Annotated in this window: 7 protein-coding genes; 3 read left to right on the top strand and 4 right to left on the bottom strand. The window is 66.4% G+C overall.

The window, feature by feature from the left end; all coding sequences use genetic code 11:
• Nucleotides 1-51 precede the first annotated feature (51 nt).
• The 3 genes from AB0937_RS33630 to AB0937_RS33620 all read right to left on the bottom strand — a co-directional run bounded on the left by AB0937_RS33630 (nt 52) and on the right by AB0937_RS33620 (nt 8,549).
• Complete coding sequence (locus AB0937_RS33630; protein ID WP_366717218.1) at nt 52-546, bottom strand: hypothetical protein; 495 nt, start codon at nt 544-546, stop codon at nt 52-54.
• 6 nt (nt 547-552) lie between these two features.
• Nucleotides 553-7,503 (bottom strand): RHS repeat-associated core domain-containing protein, encoded by a 6,951-nt coding sequence (locus tag AB0937_RS33625; protein ID WP_366717217.1) that lies wholly within the window; start codon nt 7,501-7,503, stop codon nt 553-555.
• Between the two features lie 815 nt (nt 7,504-8,318).
• Nucleotides 8,319-8,549, bottom strand: a complete 231-nt coding sequence (locus AB0937_RS33620) for an e9imm peptide (protein WP_366717215.1) — start codon at nt 8,547-8,549, stop codon at nt 8,319-8,321.
• 329 nt (nt 8,550-8,878) lie between these two features.
• On the opposite strand from AB0937_RS33620, the gene AB0937_RS33615 reads away from it, so the two are divergent.
• The 3 genes from AB0937_RS33615 (at nt 8,879) to AB0937_RS33605 (ending at nt 19,605) form a co-directional block, all read left to right on the top strand.
• The gene (locus AB0937_RS33615; RefSeq protein WP_366717285.1) at nt 8,879-12,553 is read left to right on the top strand and encodes a LamG-like jellyroll fold domain-containing protein; all 3,675 of its coding nucleotides are present in this window, start codon (nt 8,879-8,881) and stop codon (nt 12,551-12,553) included.
• A gap of 159 nt (nt 12,554-12,712) precedes the next feature.
• On the top strand, nt 12,713-19,225 hold the full coding sequence (locus AB0937_RS33610; RefSeq protein WP_366717213.1) for an RHS repeat-associated core domain-containing protein: 6,513 nt from the start codon (nt 12,713-12,715) through the stop codon (nt 19,223-19,225).
• 59 nt (nt 19,226-19,284) lie between these two features.
• Nucleotides 19,285-19,605: an ankyrin repeat domain-containing protein gene (locus tag AB0937_RS33605; protein WP_366717283.1), complete on the top strand. Its 321-nt coding sequence runs from the start codon at nt 19,285-19,287 to the stop codon at nt 19,603-19,605.
• 414 nt (nt 19,606-20,019) lie between these two features.
• Here the strand turns inward: AB0937_RS33605 and AB0937_RS33600 are convergent, their stop codons facing one another.
• Complete coding sequence (locus tag AB0937_RS33600; protein ID WP_366717211.1) at nt 20,020-21,489, bottom strand: UvrD-helicase domain-containing protein; 1,470 nt, start codon at nt 21,487-21,489, stop codon at nt 20,020-20,022.
• Between the last annotated feature and the right edge of the window lie 43 nt (nt 21,490-21,532).

Raw genomic sequence — 21,532 nt, 5'->3', positions numbered from 1 at the left:
CAGGCTTGGTCGAGCGGCTGCATGGCAGACGCCTCGCTTCGTCGGCTTCGGCTAGGCGGCATTGGGATCCTCCGCATCGAAGGCGTCGAGCAGCTTGCTGGCAGCCTCAGCGACATCGGGGTCAATGGAACCGGTCAACCCCTCGACGACCTGGCGGCCGGCTAGCACCGCCTGCTTCGCGGTGACTTCCCATTGGACCTTGTGGGTGTAGTTGTCGGCGTACTTCGGAAGAGCATCTGCTGCGGAGTGACTCCACTCGCGGGAGGAGTAGATGTTCAGCAGGAGCTGGAGCACCTCGGCTTTGCAGGCCACGTGAGGAGCACTGGCCAGTTCGAGGAGAAAGGGTACGGTCGGAGCGGTGGCCTCAGAGATTACGAAGCCCAGCTCGCACACCAGATCAGCTAGATAGTCCAAGGCTAGGCTCCCGGTCTCGCGATCCGACCAGGCCGCTTTGGAGAGCAACGTGGGAATGTCTCGCGCGGAGCCCCTGGGCACCTCGAGATCACCCCACTGGACACGGTGCAATCCCTTCAAGATGGTCCCCATGCCTGCTCACCCGCCTCCGAACGTGTCGGTGATACCAAGCCGGTCCATGACGCGTTGGCACTGATCACAACCGGGGATCAGCTCTCTGTTGCGGGGATGGTCGAACGGCTTGTGCACCATGGCAAGACTACGGCTTCCCTTGATCCTTTCACCTGCGTCCAAGGCGTCGATGATGCAGCCGATTTCGGCGCATCCTCGGTGATGGCCGAGCTGGTTGTACACCCGTCTGAGCACCAACGGCCACTCACGTGCTTGCGAAGCTGACCTAGGGCGACTGAAGTTGAAGTACATGTTGCCGGACGGAGTCCAAAGGACGCTGGTCGCGCCACTGTTCAACCCCGGGCCCATCCTGAGGATGTCGGTATAAGCCCTCAAAGGGCAGGCAAGTGGGTTGTCGTTGTGGACGAGGACCGACGTACCGGCGGCGGCCACGTAATACGTGTGGAGGCCATCAACCGTGAGGTTGTAGACCGGTGCCTGTCGGGTGTGGTGCCGGATAGCGGTGATCTGGACCCAGGTGCCGGCGCTAGTCTGCAGCCACTGTCCGGCTTTGAGGTCACCAGCTTCTACCCACTGGTGGAGGGCGGGAACCCAGAACGGGTGCCCGTCGGTTGCGATGATCTTCCCTGTCGAGTGCTCTATAGAGCCGTCGGTGTCGAGAGTGATGTCGACGAGGCGCTTAACGCCACTGCCCTCAATCAACGTGGTGACTTTGCGTGGTCCGCTCTCGCCGGTTTCGGGGTCGGTGGCGATGACGGTGTCGCCGACTTGCACGTCCTTGATAGGTCGCCGGCTCCCGTCGGCCATGAGGACGGGGGTGTCGCCGGTGAAGCTGTTGGGGGCAGCGCAGCCGATTCTGCTGCCTACCTTGGCGCCGAGGCCTGCGCCGAGCATGCCGCCGAGGCAGCCGGCTGCGGCGGCGACTCCGACTTGGCCCCAGTTGACTTTGCGGCCGGACAGGCGCTGGGTGAGCCAGTCGATACCGCCGTCGACGACGCCGCCGATGATGCAGCCGGCGATGAGGGGGTTGTTGCCGGAGGGGTCGGTGTAGGTGGTGGGGGAGGACAGGGCGTATTGGTAGAGGTTGGTGCCGCCGGCGTGGCCGATGGGGTCTTGGGAGATGAAGCGGCCGGTCTGGGGGTCGTAGTAGCGGTTGCGGTAGTAGAGCAGGCCGGTGCCGTCGTCTTCGCGGCCGGTGAAGGTGTAGGGGTTGGAGGTGGGGGTGCCGGTGGTGGTGGGGGTGCCGTTCGGGTCGTAGGCGTAGGTGGTGGCGATGGTGCCGTCGGTGTTGGCCAAACCTACGACGGTGCCGAGCGCGTCGGTGAGGTAGACCTGCGTCTTGCCGCCTTCGGTACGGCTGAGGAACTCATCCAGGCCCGAGGTGGCCACGCTGGCTGTCGTTGTGCCGGAAGTGTTCTGTTCGACCAGTGGGTTGGTGCCGTCGGTCAGGTACCGGCTGGTGGCGGTGCCGGTCGTCTTGGATATGCGGCCGCCGAGCGGGTCATAGCCGAACGATGACGCGGTGCCTGCCTTGGCCAGCCCGGTGAGTTCTCCGTGGGCGTTCCAGGTGTAGGTACGCAGGCCGTCGTTCTTGAGCTGACCGTCGGTGTCGTAGGTGAAGGTGCGGCCGCCATAAGTGGTGATGCGGTTGTCCTTGCCGAACTGCGTCCCGCTCTCCGCGGCGGGCAAAGCAACCTTCGTCAGTGAGCCCGACAAGCCCGCCTGCAGGGCACGGACATCCCTGGTGTACGTCAGGTCGCCGACGGTCTTGGTGCCTTGGGCGTAGGCGATGGACTTGATGACGCCGGTGGTGTCGTAGCCGGTGGTGCGGGTGATGCCGCCGGGCAGAGAGGCGGTCTTCTCCCGGCCCACGGCATCCAGGCCGAAGGTGACGTCCTGGGTGCCGGTCTTGACCGACTTGAGGATGCTGGACTTGTCGTAGCCGTAGGTGGTGCTGGTTCCGGCTGCGGTCATCAGTTTGCGGCGGTCGGCGTTGTCGTAGTCGTAGGTGACCTTGCCGGTGGGTCCGGTGGTGGTGGCCAGGCGGTCGTGGACGTCGTAGGTGAAGGCCTGGTTGCCGGCCTTGCTGTCGGTGATCTGCTTGAGCAGGTCACGGGTGTCGTAGTCGTAGGTGACGGTGGATTCGGCCTGGCCGGCGGCGTCGACGCCGTACTTGGTGTTCTTGGGCCGGCCGAGTAGGTCGTACTCGGCGATAGCGGCCTTGCCGGATCTGCTGGTGGCCTTCTTCAGGAATCCGGCGGCGTCGTACTCGAACAGCGCCTGCGCGCCCAGCGGGTCGGTGGCCGTCTTGGGTCGGTCGGCCTGGTCGTAGTCCCACTTGGTGGTGTTCAGGCGGGCGTCGGTCAGGGTGGTGAGGTTGCCGTTCTCGTCGTAGCCGAGCGCGGTGGTGTGCCCCAGCGGGTCGGTGATCTCCCTGGGCTGGTTGAGGGCGTCGAACAGGACTGTGGTCTGTGAGCCCGCCTCGTCGGTGAGGGCGCTGATGCGGCCGGCGGCGTCGGTGAACTGCCGGGTGATGCGCCCCTCGGCGTCCTTCACCTGGGCCAGGTCGCCGTGCTGGTAGGTGTACTCGCTGGTCGCGTTCGCGTTGTCGGTGACCGTCTTGATCTGGCCGCTTGCGTTGAACGTGAAGCCTGTCTTGCGGCCTTCGGGGTCGGTGACCGTTTCAAGATCACCGGTGGTGTTGTAGCCGAAGACGGTGGCGTTGCCCAGCGGGTCGGCGGCTTGGGTCGGCTGGTTGTAGGGGCCGTCGAAGGTCGTCTTGCCCGTGGAGCGGGCATTGGCGGTGCCGGCCAGCTCGAGCGCCGAGGTGACGTACCCGTTGGGGTCGTAGGACAGTTCGGTGCGGCGGCCGAAAGGATCTATGACGGCGGCGATGCGGTGCTTGGTGCCGCGCTCGTAGACCGTCTTACGGGCCAGGGTCGTGCCGTACGCCTGAGTGTCGTTGACGGCGAAGCCGCTGTTGTTGAACTCCACTCTGCGTACCGAGCCGCCCGGCTGAGTGACCTCTGTGGCGGTGATCTGGCCGGCCGGGGTCTTCGTGTAGGCGAAGGAGTATTCCTGTCCCTCGGTCAGCGTCTGCTTCTTGACCCGGCCGTCGGCGTAGTAGGTGTTGGTCATGTAGACGATGCCGCGGGCGTCCTTGGCGGTCGCGATCCGGTTGGTCGCGCCGTCGTAGGTGAAGGAACTGACCTTGCCTGCGGGGTCGGTGACTGTCTTGAGCCGGCCGGCATCGTCGTAGGTGTAGGAGGTGCTGCGGCCGGTGTTGTCCTGCGCCTTGGTGATCCGCTGTGCGCTGTCGTAGCTGAAGGAGATCCAGCGTCCGCCGGGGGCGGTGACGGACGTGATGTCGCCCTTGGAGCCGTTGGAGCGGGTGATGCGCAGCGCATTGCCGTGCCGGTCGCGGATCTCCTGCAAGGGCCCGTACCAGGGGAAGACGTAGTCGGTGCCGTCCCTCAGGCGCAGGTGCCAGCTGCCCGACTCCTGGCTGATCTTGGCGCCGTTCAGGGCGGTGGGTGTGCCTTCGGGTTCGAAGATCGCGTCGGCGTAGCCGCTGCCCGGTGAGGTCCGCACGAAGTGGACCTTCTTGCCGCCCGGCAGGTACAGGTCCACCTCGGTGTAGAGGCGTTTGGAGTGCAGGTACATGTTGTAGGACAGGTCGCGGCCGATGCCGAAGGCGCGGGGGCGGGTGTCGCCCTGCCAGTAGGTGCGGGTGACCTCGGCCGAGCCCAGCGGTCCGGACACGCCCAGATCGGTGCGGGAGTCGGTCAGCAGGCCGGTCTGCAGGTCGACGGGGTCGCCGGAGAGCCAGTCGACGATGTCCGAGATGGCGGAGAGGTCGAAGGGGATGACGTCGGAGATGCTGAGCATGGCGCCGTGGAACGCCCACACGCGCGTCTTGTCGTCAGGGACGACCTGCTTGCCGTCGCGGGTGACGGTGCCGTGCCCGTAGGTGTGCCAGCCCTTGCGCTCGGGGTCGTAGGCGAGGAAGTCGATCCGGGTGCCGGGAGCTTCGTGCGTGTAGTTCGGGTAGACGATCTGCGCGCCCTTGGGGAACAGATAGGTGCCGCCGGGCTGGACGGTGAAGTACACCGGCACGGCACTGTTCTCGGGAAGCGGGAAGGGCGGCCGGTCTACGGGGATCGCGGTGATGCCCAGCTCGGTGACCGGCCTGCCATGTTCATCGCGCACCACCGAGCCCTTGGGAATGCGTACCTCAAGGCCGGGGATCTGCGGGGTGGTCAGCGTGACGTCCGACCTGGTCGGGGTGTCGAAGGCGACGGTGTGCTTGGTATCCAGCGGCGTCATCCAGACGGGGAAACCCAAGTCCGTGCTGCGGCCCGCCACCGGCCGGATCCGGATGTCGTAGCGTCCGTAGCTGCGCTTGCCGGTCTTCGCGCTCGCTCCGTCGACTACCAGGGTGGTGGCCTCGGCACTGATCCCGGACAGCAGGAAGCGTCCCCGGCCGTCGGTCTTCGTGGTCTTCGCCCCGACCCTGATGTTCACCTTGGCCAGTGGCTTGCCGTCCAGCTTCAGTACGTGCCCGGTCACCGCGGTACTGCCGGGCGGTGCACGCAGCGCTGGCGGGGCCTTCGGCCCGGCGCCCCGCCCGGTGAGCCAGTCACGGCCCTTGAGGTTGTGCGCAGCCGGCCGCCAGGCATCGCGCCCCTTCGGCACGATGCCTGCCGCCTTCTTCGCCTTCTCCGCCTTGGCCTTCGCCTGCTGCTCGAGCCGGTCACACTTGTCCGCGCGCACCTTCAGCCAGTCCGGCGGCGACATGGCGAAGGTGCGGGCCAGGCGCTCGGCGCGGCACGCGCTCTTCACCGACAGCTGCGGCACGTTGCTGGTGAACACATGCGTCTTCGCCGCTGCGGCCGCTGCTTTGAGGCTCAGGTTGAGCGAGCCGGTGGCCGCGCTGGTGGGGTTGAGTCGCACCTTGTAGGTGCCGGCCTCGGCGAGGTCGGTCAAGGCGATCGACCCCGACGCGCCGGCCGAGATCAGCCGGAAGCTGACCACCGCGGTGCCCGAGGGGGCCAGCACGTCCGCCCACAGACTGCTGGTGAAGGTGTTCGCCGCCACCTCCAGCGACAGGTCATCACCCGCCTTGGCGGTGAACGAAGCGTGGATGTTCTGCCCGGGCCGGCCCACCGTCGCCTTCACCGCCGCACCGCCACGCGCGAGTACGCCCACGTCGGCCGGCTTGGACAGGGTCAGCGTCACCTTGCCGACGTCCAGCCTGCGGTCCGCCACCCGCACCGTGTACGTGCCGGCCGTCAGCGCCCCGCTGTCCCAGGCATCGTTACGGCCTGGCGCTGCCGTGATGCTGGAGACGAAGTTGCCGTCCGGCCCGGTGATCGTGACGGTCGCATACGACGGCATCGTCGCCCCCGTCGCGGCAAGGCTGACGAAGTCCCCGGCCTGAGCGGTGAAGGTAGCGATGCCGTCCTGGCCGGGACGGGTGATATTCAGCGTCGGCGACGCTCCGGTCGCGCTGAGCGCCCCGCCCTGGACGTAGTGGGAAATGGCCACCTTGACCGTTCCGGTGCCGCCGCCGTCGGGGTCGCAGCGCAGCGTGTACTGGCCGCTCTGGGGCAGTGAGTCGACGTCCAGGGAGTGGCTGTCCCCGTTGGGAACGGGCAGATACTCACCTTGCGTGCCGTCCGGCCGGTAGACGTAGCAGCGCAGATAGCCGCCCATCGCCGTGGCATCCACGCCGACGCTCAACGATTCGCCCTTGGCCGCGGTGAAGGCCCAGTTGCCGTCCTGCCCGATCCGGGACAGAGCCGTGGAGACCGTCGGCCCGTCGAAGGCCACGGTCGCGTTGACCGGCTTGGACAGCATCACCGCCACCGAGCCGGTGTCGGTGGAGCGCGGGTCGATGACGAACTGGTAGGTCCCCGACTCCGGCAGGCCGGTGACCTCCCAGTCGGCCGCCGTGCCACCGAAACTGTTGGAGGCGACCGTCGCGCCCTGGGGCGAGACGAGACTGATCGAGGTCTGGGAGGTGAACGAGCCTCCCTGCAGACCGAACCCGATCGCATCGCCTCGCTCGGCGTCGAACAGGATCCGAGCCTTGTTCTCGGCCGTCACCACCGCCACCTGCGAGGGGTCCGCATCGGTAAACGAGGCCCGCATCGTCGTGTCGTACAGAGCGCCCTCGCCGTCGGCGGTGACAGTGAAGTCGCCCGGCGCCGCAGCTGAACCAGCGGGGGTGTCCACCTCCACCCGCCCGGTACGGGCATGCGGCGGCACCTCAACGGTCAGCGAGGAACCGGAAACCTTCTTCACCTGCGCGACCAGGCCGTTGAACCGCACCACGTTATCGGTGACCGCGGAAGTGAACCCGACGCCGGACAGGGTGACTTCACTGCCGGGCGCGCCGGAGGCCGGCTCGACCTTCGTCACGCTCGGCCCGGACGGCGCCACGATGAACGCCTCCGCCGCGTCGGCGGACGCACCGCCCGCGCTCACGGTGACTTTTCCGTTGACAGCCCCGGAGGGGACGGTGACGACGAGACGGGTGGCGGAGGCGGAGGTGACGGCCGCGGCCTTGCCGCCGATCGTCACGGCGTTGCTCGCGGCGGTGGGGGAGAAGCCGGTACCCGACAGGGTGATCTTCGCGCCGGGGGCCGCCCGGACGGGAACCACCGACAGCACCGACAGTGTGCTGGAGGCGTAGCGGTCGATGCCCAGCCGGTTGCCGGCCTCGTCGTAGCGGTAACGCGCCGTCTGGCCGCCAGGATCGGTAACACCGGCTAACCGGCCTGCCGCGTCGTAGGCGTAGACGGCGTTGTTCGTCGTGGGCTCGGCGGCAGCCGACCGCTTGGGTTCTTCCGCGGGCTCGGCCTGCGCCTGGTCTCGGGGCTGGGAAGGAGCAGCGCTCGCTGACGGCGTCGTCTTGGCGGGAGGAGGTTCCGGCGGCAGGGCCTCGGCCGACACCGTTCCCGCGGCTAGCGCCAGGACGAGCACACCGACCGTCGCCAGCCGATGCCGCCCCCGTCTGATCACACCTAAGTGCCCAACCCGCGACCGCATGCGCCCTCCCCAAGGCACTGCACAGGGCACCCAGGCCCCGTGAACCCCACTCACATCGCACGAGCCGTCACACCATAACCACACTGCGTCATGTACGTGACAGCAGAGATCGCATGTGGCTGAGACTGGGCAGTCACACGTGTCGCATGGCAAAGACGTGCGGCTGGAAGGGGCCCGATCGGCCGGGACGAGTGCCGCTGCAGACCAAGTGTCAGCGCTCTTGAGCATAAGGTTGCCGCTCACAGCGCTGGACGTGGCCACCGGTGCTGCCATCAGGGGACTGGATAGGCGCCTCTCGCAGCCTGTAGGCCGCTCAGTTGCTGTCCGCGATCAAGGGGCATCAGTCTCCGTCGCTACAGGACGAAGCGCCGCCCCACCGTGCCCGAGCCCCCTCCGGGCGGATCCCCCAGATGCCGGAAGACACCCGGCCGATGCCCGCACCGGACTGCCGCCAGCGCCAGCGCCCGCGTCAGAGGCAGAATGCCTGGGCGGAACACCGCGGCAGAGCCTGCTGCCCCGGCTGGTAGAGGGGGTGCGGGAGATGAGGGCCTGGGCCGCTTGCGAGGCGGATTCACCAGCGAACTCCACCTGAGCGCGGACGGCTGCTGCCGCCTGCTGTCCCTGGTCGTCACGCCAGGGCAGCGGGCGGACTGCACCCAGTTCGCACGGTGCTGGCGAAGATCCGGGTTCTGCGGGTCGGGCTGCATCCTGCCGCTGCCTCACGAAGGGATGGGCCGGTACGCCAGAGCCTGATCGACTACTTCGTGAGCCGAAAGCTCCCGCCCCGGCGGCCAGAAGATCAATTCGCTGACATAACCGGACGGGCACGCAAGGGCTGTGTCCAGCCCGTCCAGCCAGCCGTCCACCTCGTCGTCCGAGACGTAGTCCGCATCCATGATCCGCTGCACGAGCGCAACCGCCTCAGCGTGACTCATTTCCCCACCACTCATCACGTCCCTCCGCTGAGTCACCTTAACGGGACGTGTGATCGCCCCGGACAGCTCCTAGCCGCTAAGGAATCCTCGTGCTTGACGGGTGGTCAGGTGCGTGTATTTGGACAGCTCAAGGCGTATTCGGACAAGTGTGCGTGACGCGGGCCACACTTGATTGACTCGCTCTGTGACTCTGCATTAACTCTGTGCTTTCTGTGTGAAATTTGTGACGGAGGGTGGGCTCCGTGATGCGGGGGGTGGGGTCTGTGTTCGTTCTGCGTGCGCGAAGAACGCGCGGGGTGTTGCTGGGTGGTGTAGCCGCCTCGCTGGTGCTGTCGGCGCTGCCGATGCTGCCGGCGACGGCTGCGGCGCAGTCAACAGCCGCTGCGGCGACGACGGCGAGTGTGGTCGATGAGACGAGTGCGCTGGAGCAGGCGAAGTCCTCCGGCGAGCCTGTGGAAGTGACGGCGGATCGTACGGAGTACTCCACGACGCACGCCAACCCGGACGGAACGTTCCTGCTCACCCAATCCTCGACCCCCCGGCGCGTCCACCGGGAGGACGGCAGTTGGGGGCCGGTCGATCCCGTTCTGGAGCGCCGGCCTGACGGCCGGATCGCCCCCAAGGGCGCTGTGGTGGATCTGTCGTTCTCTGGCGGTGGTTCCGGCTCTGACATGCTGCGGATGGGCAAGGATGGCCGGTCGATCAGCCTTGGTTGGACTGATGCGCTGCCTGAGCCGACCCTGAAGGACGCAACAGCCACCTATGCCAACGTGTTGGACGGGGTGGATCTGCAGCTGACCGCGACCGCCGAGGGGTACCGCGAGGTACTCGTCGTGAAGACGCCTGAAGCTGCCGACAATCCCGAGCTCGAGCAGGTCAAGCTCACCGCATCCGGAGACGGTTTGACCGTGGTACCGGGCGCCGGTGGCGGTCTGCGGGCCGTCGACGAGGACGGCAACGCCCTCTTCCGTGGGCCGGCTGGGCAGATGTGGGACTCGGCTGGTGATGACATCGAGTCCGGTCCGCAGCCCCAGCTCTTGGCGTCCGGCGTGCAGACCGCTGCGAACGACCCCAAGGAAGGCGACCCTTCGCAGCCCGGCAACGGGGACGCCAGCGCAGTCCTGCCCGTCAAGGTCGACAACAACACCGTTGCCGTACACCCCGACCTCGACCTGCTGCGCGGCAAGGACACCGTCTACCCGGTGTTCATCGACCCGTCGGTCGGCCTCGGCGCCCAGGAGCGCACGAAGATCTCCTCCGACGGCGACAAGTTCTGGATGTTCGACGGCGACAAGGGCGTCGGCAAATGCGGAACGGCTGACGGTTACTCGTGCGGTAGCGGCTACATCGACCGCATGTACTTCGAATTCGCGCCCACGAAGCTCTCCGGCAAGCACGTCCTGGACGCCACCTTCCGGGCCCGCGAGACGTGGTCGTACAACTGCACGCCCTACTGGGTGGACCTGGAGCGCACCGACAACATCTCCGAGGGCACCCGCTGGCCGGGCCCCAAGCAGCTGGACCAGATGGGCGACCGGTACGTGTCCGCCGGGCGCGGCGGTCTGTGCACGCCCGACCAGCCCGACGCGTGGATCGAGTTCAACGACAACCCCGACGAGGCGGACGAGAACCTGAAGAACACCGTCCGCTCCTTCGCGGACGGCAAGATCAGCCGCCTGACGCTGATGCTGCGGGCCAAGGACGAAGGCGAGCCGCGCGCCTGGAAGCGCTTCGACGACAGCGCTGAGCTGCAGGTCATCTTCGCCTACAAGCCAGGCACGCCTACGGATGTCGGCCTCATCTCTGGCGATGGCACCACCGCGTACTGCAAGAAGTCCTCGAGTGACCCGTTGATCGTCACCCGCAAGGACCCTATCGTCCAGGCCACCGTCCAGACCCAGGTCGAGTCCCACAAGGGCGACCAGGAAGGCTCCCTGCAGGCCGAGTACGTCGTGGAGCGCGGCGACGACGCTTCCTGGCATCAGGTGTGGACCGGTCATGCTCCCGATACTGGCTGGCATCCGGACGGCAAGGTGGAGAGACTCCGCATGAGTGACCGCGCGGAGGGCGGCCTGTACCGCTACAAGGCCCGAACTCAGTCCCACTGGTCCTACAGCGGCAAATCCGGCGACCTGTTCTCCGGCTACAGCTCCTGGTGCTACTTCAAGATCGACTCGACGGCGCCGAAGCCGCCCCGCATCACTGCCGGCTCCCCGTACACCGCATGCGCAGCGAACGTCTGTGAAGGGAAGGGCGGGCCGGGCGTGCCGGGCTCCTTTACCTTCCAGCCGAACACCGCCGACATCAACACCAGCGGCAAGACCGACGTCACCGGCTATGAGTGGAAGTTGCTGTCCACTCCGGCCAAACCCGTCGCTGGCACTCTCAAGGTCACTGTCCCGAACGTGACCCCGCCGCTGTCGGGCACCCAGGTGCTCTCGGTACGCGCCAAGGACGTCTATAAGCGGTGGGGCGCCTATCAGGAGTTCACCTTCAAGGTAGCCACGGCCGAGGAAGCGGTGGGCCGCTGGCACCTCGACGGAGTTCCCGGCTCGGGCACCGTGACCGCCAAGGACACCGCCACCGTCGGCACCCGACACGACGCCACACTGGTTGGTGAGGAAGGGACCGGCTGGTCGACCAGGGCCCGTCGCGGCGAGGCGGACTACGCGCTGCGTCTGAACGACGACACCAGCGACCCGGCACAGCAGACCGGCTACGCGGCAACGTCCGCCCCTGCGGTCAACACCCGAGACTCCTTCACCGTCTCCGCCTGGGTGCAACTGTCCAACGCCTCCGCTAACCGGGCGGTATTGTCCGCACCGGGTACGAGTGGCAGCTCATTCACGCTCTACTACTCCGCCGCGTACAAGAAGTGGGTCTTCAACCGCGCCGACAAGGACACAGCGAACCCGGTGTACGTCCGCTCAATGTCCGACCATGAGAACCCGCCGCTCAACGTGTGGACGCACGTGACGGGCGTCTTCAAGACCGAAGGCGATGACAACCTCCCGGATACCGACCCGGCCAACGACACCATCCAGCTGTTCATCAACGGCCAGCCCCAGGGCCAGCCGGTCGGCCTGTCCAAGGCCGCCCCCACGTACACTCCGTGGACTGCGAGCGAGGGACTGCAGTTCGGCCGCTCCAGGGCGGGCGGCAAGTACGTCGATCACCACTTCGGTCTGCTCGACGAAGCCGCAGTGTGGCAGCGAGCCCTGCAGCCGGCTGAAGTCGCCAACGAAGCCAGGATCCTGCAGGACGGAGTGCCGGCCAACGAACTGGTCGCACACTGGGACGCCACCACAGCCAAGGGCACCCAGGTCGCCGAGACGACGGCCTACCCGCTCTCGGCCATGACCCTGTCCTCCTCCGGCGCCACGCTGAACGAGGAAGACAACGCACTGTTCCTGAACGGCACAGCCGGGTACGCCACCGCCGCCGGCCCGGTGGTCGACGAGACCGGCTCGTTCACGGTGTCGACGAGCGTCCGCCTCGATTCAGCGGCCCTCAATGCCAAGCCGGTCGGCTACCAGGCGCAGGTGGCCGCACAGCGCCTGGACTCAGAATCCTCATGGGCTCTGTGGGTCATAAAGCCCGGCGACGGCATCTACCAGTGGAAGTTCACCCGCACCGCAGTGGGACCGGACGGCAAGGTCACCCAGAGCGCACAGGTACCCGCAGCAGACGTGGCCGCCACCGACACCTGGGTCCAGATCACAGGCACCTTCGACGCCCAGGAGACCTGGGAGTGGACCGATCCGACCGACGGCACCACCGAAGCCCGCTACGGCCAACTCCACCTCTACATAGGTGAATTCGACCAGCCCTCCGAACAAACACCCGGCTTCACCACCCCGCAGCAGGGCAGTGGCGAGCTGAGCCTCGGCCGGGGAACCGCCTCAGGGAAAACCGGCAACTATCTGCCCGGCGGCCTGCAGGACCTCAGGCTCTGGACCGGAGCCATGACCGCCGACCAGGTCCGCTCCCAGGTGCTGGACACGCCCGACACCACCTGAGACATGCCCCGAGCCGGATCTGCCGGTGCTGGGTGGCCGCCCCCGCGAGCGCGCACGGCCACCCAACACCGGCAGACCGGACCCCTTGACCTTCTCTTTCCACCGTCTCAACGGCCCGCGTCCGGCGCGCCGCCCCGGCGCCGTACAGGAAGACACCACATGAACCCCCTCGGCATACCCGGCTCTGGCCCGGGCCGCAGGAGCGAGATCACCAGACGCTGGTCCCGCCGCCTGGCCGCAGCCACCGGACTGGCCATGCTCCCCGGCTTGCTCACACCCGTAGCATTCGGCGCCGACGCCGACCCCTTGGGCGCTCCCCGCCTGCAAAAGCCCCGCTCGGCCAAGGTCAGCCCGTTCACCGCGAAGGTGAACAAGAAGGCCGCCGCCACGGTGAAAAAGTCCAAGGAAGCGGACCAGGCGGCAATCGCCCGCGCACGCCGTGACTGGGCGCAACAGACCACGTGGCCCAAGGCCGGCAAAGCGCAGGTGAACCTGCCGGCCAAGGGCACCGCCAAAGCCACCCCAGGGTCCCTGCCCATCACCCTGACTGCCCCGGGCAAGAGCCAGACGACTGATCCCGTCACGGTTGAGGTGCTCGGCCAGAAGGCGGCGGCGCAGCTCGGCATCAAGGGCGTCGCCCTGAAACTCACGGGCCCGAAGAACGGCGGCAAGACGCGGCTGGGCCTCGACTACTCGGCCTTCGCCTCCGCCTACGGAGGCGACTGGGCCGGCCGCCTGCAACTGACGCGCCTGCCCGGCTGTTCGCTGACCGATCCGGCCACAGCGAAATGCCGCAAACGACTCACACTCGATTCGTCCAATAATCGCCTCAAGAAGCAGGTATCGGCGCCCGTCAACCTGCCGTCCTCCGGTACACCGATGATGCTGGCGCTGGCGGCCGGGACACAGTCCGGAGCCGGTGACTACAAGGCAACCCCGCTGTCGGCCTCCTCAACCTGGGAAGCGGGCGGCTCGTCGGGCACGTTCACTTGGTCCTACCCGTTGCGGGTACCGCCGGCCGCGGCCGGACCCCAGCCCACGCTGTCCCTCTCGTACGACTCCGGCGCCGTCGACGGACGTACCGCGAGCACCAACAACCAGGGCAGCCAGATCGGCGAGGGCTTCGACCTCACCTCGTCCTACATCGAGCGCAAGTACGGCTCCTGTGACGACGACGGCCAGGACGACAAGTTCGACCTGTGCTGGAAGTACGACAACGCCTCCCTCGTCCTCAACGGCCAGGCCACCGAGCTGGTCAAGGACGACACCACCGGCAAATGGCGGCTGAAGAACGACGACGCCTCCACCGTCACCCGCTCCACCGACGCCGACAACGGTGACGACAACGGCGAGTACTGGACGGTCATCACAGGCGACGGCACCAAGTACGTCTTCGGCCTGAACAAACTCGAGGGGGCCGGAACCGACGACCGCACCAAGTCGGTGTGGACCGTACCCGTCTTCGGCGACGACGAAGGCGAGCCCGGCTACGCCGACGGAACCTCGTTCTCCGGCCGCGCCAAGCCCCAGGCCTGGCGGTGGAACCTCGACTACGTCGAAGACACCCACGCCAACGCCATGTCCTACTGGTACACGGCCGAACACAACAACTACGACAAGCTCGGCGACGACACCACCGGCACCGACTACGTCCGAGGCGGCTACCTCAAGGAGATCCGCTACGGCCAGCGTGCCAACGCCCTCTTCTCCGGCTCTCCGGCCGCCTCGAACAAGGTGGTCCTCGACTACGCGGAACGCTGCCTCGCCACCGGCACCGGTTGCGACACGCTGACCGAGGACAAGCGGGACAACTGGCCTGACGTGCCGTTCGACGCGGTCTGCAAGAACGACGACAAGTGCACCGGCAACACCGGCCCGACGTTCTTCACCCGCAAGCGGCTCACTACCGTCACCACCTACGCGTGGAACGCGGCGGCCACGACCCCCGCCTTCGACCCGGTGGACGTCTGGTCCCTCAAGCAGAACTACCTGGACCCGGGCGACACCGGTGATTCGACGGATCAGTCGCTGTGGCTGGACGAGATCAAGCACACGGGCAAGCGCGGAACCGACCTGTCGCTGGACCCCGTCAAGTTCACGCACGAGATGCTGGCCAACCGGGTCGACGGAACCGACGACATCCTGCCCCTGCACAAGCCACGCCTGAAGAGCGTCACCTCCGAGACCGGCGCGCAGACCATCGCCACCTACCTGGACGCCGACTGCGTCGCCGGCCAGACCATGCCCAAGGCCGACCGGAACACCAAGCGCTGCTACCCGGTGTACTGGTCTCCCAACGGCGAGAAGAACCCCATTCTCGACTGGTTCCAGAAGTACCCGGTGAACTCCGTGCAGACCGTCGATGAGCGGGGCGGCTCAGAGGCGCTAGAGGACACCTACCAGTACAGCGGCGGCGGCGCCTGGCACTACAACGAGGACCCGCTCACCCCGGCCAAGGAGCGCACCTGGTCCATCTGGCGCGGCTTCGAGAAGGTCACCCACCTCGCCGGCATTTCGACGGGAACCCAGAGCAAAACCGTCACCGTGTATTTGCGCGGCATGCACGGCGACCGCGTCCTGGGGCCGGACGGCAAGACTCCCGATCCAGACGCCCGCAAGACGGCAGAAGTCGCCGGCATCAAGGCCGGCAAGATCACCGACTCTGACCAGTACGCAGGCTTCACCCGCGAGACCGTCACCTACAACGGCACCGCCGAAGTCACCGGCACGATCAACGACCCCTGGTCAAAGCGCACCGCAACCCAGCACAAGTCCTACGCGGACATCGAGGCGTACTACGTCCGCACCGGTGCCACCCATTCCCGCACCAACATCACCAGCAAGCTCGACCCCTACGACCGGGTACGCACGGTAAAGACCACCTTCGACGACTACGGCATGGCCGACACCGTCGAAGACCAGGGCGACACCGCCGCTTCCGGCGACGAGAAGTGCACCCGCACCTGGTACGCCCGCAACGACGCCAAGGGCATCAACTCCCTGGCATCGCGCACCCGGACAGTGGCCAAGCCCTGCTCCACTGCCGACTCGGCACTCGACCTGCCCGCGGACTCCAGCCGTCCCGGCGACGTCATCGCCGACACCGCCACCGTCTACGACGACGCGACAGTCACCGCCTGGTCGACCGCTCAGACACCCACCAAGGGAGACGCGACGTGGACCGGACGGGCCAAGGGCTATGGCAGTGACGATGCGCCCGCCTGGCAGAAGGTGGCCACCACGACCTTCGACACACTCGGCCGCCCGCTGATCGTCAAGAACACCAACGGCCTGCAAATCTCCAAGACCACCTACACACCCACTGCAGCCGGACCTCTGACCGCGACCACAGCCGAAGACGCCAAGCTGTACAAGACGACGACCAACGTCGACTTCGCCACAGGCACGCCACGGAAGGTGACCGACCCCAACAACAAGGTCACAGAGACCGAGTACGACAGCCTCGGGCGCCTTACCAAAGTCTGGCTGCCCAACCGCCTCAAGGCACTGAACAAGACGCCGAACCAGATCTACGCCTACAACGTCACCAACTCCGCAATGTCCTGGGTATCCACCGGGACCTTGAAGGGCGACGGCTCCGGATACAACACCAGCTACACCTTCTACGACTCACTGCTGCGCACCCGCCAGACTCAGTCACCGACCCCGCAGGGCGGCCGGCTCGTCTCGCTGAACCTCTACGACACCAGAGGCCTGACCGTCAGCCAGCAGGGGGACATCTGGGACAGCACCTCAGCCCCCGCGGCCACCCCGGTGCAAACCTCCGCCGCCCAGGCACCGATACAGACGGACACCATCTACGACGGCGCCGGCCGCCCGATCAAGGCGGTCACCAAGGCACACGGCGCTACGCGCTGGACGACCACCACGTCCTACACCGGTGACACGGTCAGCACCAGCGCCCCCAACGGCGGCCAGGCCACCGCAGAAGTGACCAACGCCCTGGGCCAAACGACCGAACGCCGTGAGTACGGCGGCCCGCAGCCGACGGGAACCGACTTCACCAAGACCACTCTCACCTTCACGCCGGCAGGCCAGCAGGACACCATCACAGGCCCTGACCAAGCCAAGTGGTCCTACAGCTACGACCTGTTCGGCCGTCAGGTCGCGGCCACCGACCCGGACAAGGGCAAGAGCACCACCGAGTACAACGCACTCGACCAGGTCGTCAGCACCACACCGAACGGCGACACGAACAAGAAGCTGCTCTACGGCTACGACGACCTCGGCCGCAAGACGGGCATGTGGCAGGTCGCCAAGACGGATACCAACAAGCTTGCAGCCTGGACGTTCGACACCCTCGCCAAAGGCCAGCAGGACACCGCGGTCCGCTACGACGGTGGCCTGGCCGGCAAGGAGTACACCCAGAAGATCACCGCCTACGACAACCTCTACCAGGTCACCGGCAGCCAGCTCCTCTTGCCCGACGCCGAGCCACTGGTGACGGCAGGCGTCCCGAAGGCCCTGTCGTTCAGCACGGGCTTCAACCTGGACGGGACGACCAGCCAGTACGCTTCGCCGGCGATCGGTGGGCTGTCCGCCGAGACGGTCTCTTACGAGTACGACTCGACCGGCCACCAGATCAGCTCCAAGGGCACCACTGGCTACCTCCAAGGCGCGAGGTTCTCCCCGCAAGGCGATCTTGGCCAGCTCGCCCTGGGTATTGACCCCGCTGACTCGTCGAAGAAGGCGTACCTCAACTGGTCCTATGAGCCGGGCACACGCCGACTCACCAGCGCCTACGTCACCGATGACGTGCACGGCTACATGCCGCAGGAGCTGAAGTTCACCCAGGACGACGCCGGTAACGTCACGTCGATCTTCGACGGCACCACCCAGGGCGGAACGACCAAGACGGACTTCCAGTGCTTCGCCTACGACGGCCACCGCCGTATGACAGAAGCCTGGACACCCAAGACCGCAGACTGCGCGACCTCCGGCCGCGTGATGACCAACATCGACGGCTCAGCCCCTTACTGGACCTCCTACACCTATAACCCGGCAGGGCAGCGCAAGACTGAGACTAAGCACACCTCTTCGGGCGACCAGACCACTACCTACACCTACGACGACACGACGAAGGACACCAAGCCGCACACCCTGGACAAGACCACCGGTGCCCGGACCGGCAGCTACTCCTACGACAGCGCCGGCAACACCACCTCTCGCCCCGGTCCGACCGCCCAGCAGACGCTGACCTGGAACCCCGAAGGTGAACTGACCAAGCTCACCGAGAGCGCCAAAGAGAGCACCTACCTCTACGACGCAGCCGGCGAACTGCTGATCCGCAGAGCGAAGGGCGATGGAGACACCGTCCTCTACCTGCCCGGCGGCAACGAGATTCGCCTCACAGCCAAGGGCACGACGAAGACCCTCTCTGGCACGCGCTACTACACCGCCAACGGCCAGACCATCGCGGTGCGCACGGCGGTGTCGGGTGCCTCTGGCACGAAGCTCAGCTTCCTGGCCGCGGACCACCACGGCACGTCGAGCGTCGCCCTGGACGCGAGCACGTACGCGGTCACCAAGCGCTACAGCACACCCTTCGGTGAGGTACGGGGCACGAAATCGACCACATGGCCCGACGACAAGGCCTTCCTGGGCAAGCCGGCGGACGCATCCACGGGCCTTACCCACGTCGGCGCCCGAGAGTACGACCCGTCGATCGGCCAGTTCATCAGCGTCGATCCGATACTCGCCGTTGATCAGCATCAGTCCCTCAACGGCTATGCCTACGCGAACAACACGCCCGTCACATTCAGCGATCCGACAGGGTTGTGCATGGACCCTGGCAACGGTCACTGCATGCCCGATGACGGCGGAAAACTGGGACACCAGAAGCCGGACAAGCGTGGGGCTCCGCCGCCCTACGATGGCCCCTACGACGGGACACGCGAAAGCGTTGGCCTCGGCGGTGGAACGGCGAGCACCGATAGCTCCGGTAACACCAGCAGTGGGTCAAGCGCTGCCTGTTGGCCGATTTACACCTGCGGCGCTAAGAAGGGTCCGGCGGACAACATCAACAACATGGGCAATGCCGGAGGCCCTGATATTCCGTCCTTCTTCGATTCGTTTGTAGATTCCTTCACTCAGGGGCCACTCGCCGCTCTCCTTTCGGGAGACCTCGATGAGGCTTGGGATCGGCTCAACCCGGACTGCCCTAATCCCGCTGTATGCGAGCCAGCCACAGGTACATTTGACGTCGCTGGGTCCTCTCTGCTTGCCCGGGCAGCAACGAAGGCGACCTCCAAAGAACTTGCAGCGCAGGTAGAAGTCATGTTTGCGAAGCAAATCGCAGGAAAGCGGCGAGCTGCCCTAGCTGGGAGGCTGGAGATCGAAGGAAATTCTTCAATGCTCCTGCTAGCAACAAGTGGGAAGCATGAGCAGATTGGACTCGTGCCAACCGTCGGAGGAAAGGGAAATCCGGCCCGCTACACGGCCACCTCTACTGGTAACAACGGTCGCGTGAATGACACCGAATACAAGATGCTCACCTACATAGCCAATCAGCTGGGCGCGCCATCCAAGGTCAAGGGCAGTCTCACGCTGCACTCGTCACAAGAGGCGTGCTTCTCCTGCACGCCGGTAATCGGGCAATTCGCCAAGGAATTCCCGAATATTCGGATCAATTACACATCAGGTCGCCAGTAGGTATTGGATCCTGGGGGTCTCGATGGAAACCCCCGGGATCCATGTATGATGGCGGCGTGATGGGAGATGTGAAGAACCTGTGGAGTCCTGCTCATCAGGCCGTCGAAAATGGAGACGCGGGCGAGTTGGCTCGACTCTTGGACTCCGGCGCGGACCCGAATGAAGTTTGCTGCGGGATGACACTGCTGGCTCATGCCGTTGACTACGAGGCCGACGTGGCCATCCAAGCCGGTCAGGAAATGGAAGTCACCCTCATCGCGGTCCTCCTGGCGTATGGAGCGTCTCCAAGAATTGTGGGTGATGTCGGCAAAGGTCCTTTGGATCTAGCGAATGAATATCAGCACGCGACAGCCCAAAGGCTGCTTCAGCGCTTCATGTAGCGGGTGGAGCCGATGTTCCCGCCGAATGGTGTCCTTTGCTTGGCGCTGGCCTCAGAGCTGCGGTCTGGGTGACAAGGAGGCGGCATGCAAGCAGGTGTTCGTGCCTGAGGCTGAGGCAGGTCCAGAAGATCTCATCCGTCTCCTGGCTGTGATGCCGTGCACTCAGGGTGCCTGTGGCCACTAGCCGGTCGAGGAGTTGGGGGCGGCCGCAGGGCAGCGCCGCGGCAGGTCGTCCCAGCTCTTCCCGTACTGATGGCGGAGCATCCGGCCCGCGCCCGAGTTTCACCAGCCCAGACTTCGGGGGCTTGAGCGTCAGCTGGAGTGACACGGGCACGGTCACGTCACCCTTCCCACAGAGCCTGGACCCTCAGCCTTTGACCGGTGTTCCGGTTTCACTTTGTGGCCGGGTATCGCTCAGGCGGCCGGGGGTGTGGCGGGGTGGGTGTCGATCCATGACAGGCCGCCGAGGTCGAGGTGGTGGCGGCCGCGGGTGACAGCGACGTAGGCGAGGCGGGCGTCGGTGTCACTGACTGGTTTTGGGATCGGGCGGCCGTGCGCGTCGTGTTGATCGGTGCCCTTGGGCGGGGGAAAGTCGGGGGCGATTCTGACAGTGGACCATTCACGGCCCTTCGCTGTGTGGGCGGTGGAGACGGTGACGTCGGCGTCCTTCTCATCGGTGAGCTGGTTGATCGCGGCGAGGATGGCGTCGGGTCCGTGGGTGTCGATGAGGTCCACGAAGGGCTGCAGGTCATTGCCGGCGGGGTCGTGTTCGGCGTACTCCTGCAGTTCGCCCCAGGAGCTGAAGAGGACGAGTTCGGGGTGGGAGGTTCGGCGGCCGTCCTTGAGGTCGCGGGCCGAGAGTGCCAGCGCGGCCAGCGTGTGCCCGCCGCGGGTCAGCGCCACCCGGTGACCGTCGCCGAGCAGGCGCATGACCTCAGTCATGGCGCCGATGTTGGTACGGCACAGCACGGCGTCGGGGCAGTCGAGGTTCCCGACTTGTGCGGGAATGGTCTCGGTGCCGGTGAGCCGGATGGGGGCGTCGGCGAGCGCCAGCCACCGGTTGGCTTCTTCGGCGATCAGCGGGCCGAAACGGAAGGAGCGGGTCAAGGCGAGGGGCACGGCGTCGAAACCGGTCATCACGTCCCTGGCGCCGCGCCAGCCGTAGATGGCCTGGGCGGAGTCACCGACCATGACGAGCTGGGCATGGGTGCGCTGTGCGGCGAAGACCTCTTCCAGAACGGGGTTGGTGTCCTGGGCCTCGTCGAGGAAGAGGAAGTCCGCTTCGAGTTTCGGTTCGGTCAGCGCCCACATCTTCAGGTAGTGGTCGTGCTCGAAGCGGACCACACCCTGCTCGGGGTCGTGCAGGTCGGCCCAGGCCTTACGGGCGAACGGCAGAACCTGCTGCACGAGTTGGGCGTGCTCGTCGGCGGTGTCCAGGCCACGCAGGTTCGGTACGTGGTGGCGGCCCAGGGCGCGGTCGGCGGAGTAGCAGTAACGGGTCACGGTACGCAGCACGGTGTGGGACAGCGCCCTGGGGCTGATTTCGTGAGAGCCGATGCGGACCGGGCGGGTGATGCCGAGTGCCTGGCCGGTCTTCCACGCGGGCTGGCGGGGGCTGTTGAGCCGACTCGTGTAGCGGTGGCCGACGGCGGCGTAGGCCGTGGCGTGGGCGGTCTTGCACACCACGGTGCGGGTAAAGCGGGTTGCGGCATCCCGGGCGATGGCCTTGTTGAAAGCCAGGTAGCGGCCGCGGCGGCGAGTGCTGGCGGCGAGCAGGCCGAGCGTGCTGGTCTTTCCCGTCCCTGCGCCGGCCTGCAGGACGAGATGGTGGCCTGCCTGGAAGGCCTCGACAGCGTGGGCTTGTTCATCGGTGGGCGTGGGCAATGAGGGCTCCGTGAAAGAGGTGAAGACAGATGGACGAGCGGAG

This window comes from Streptomyces sp. NPDC047880, from assembly GCF_040706515.1.
Classification (GTDB): domain Bacteria; phylum Actinomycetota; class Actinomycetes; order Streptomycetales; family Streptomycetaceae; genus Streptomyces.
This window is presented reverse-complemented; position numbering and strand designations above follow the sequence as displayed.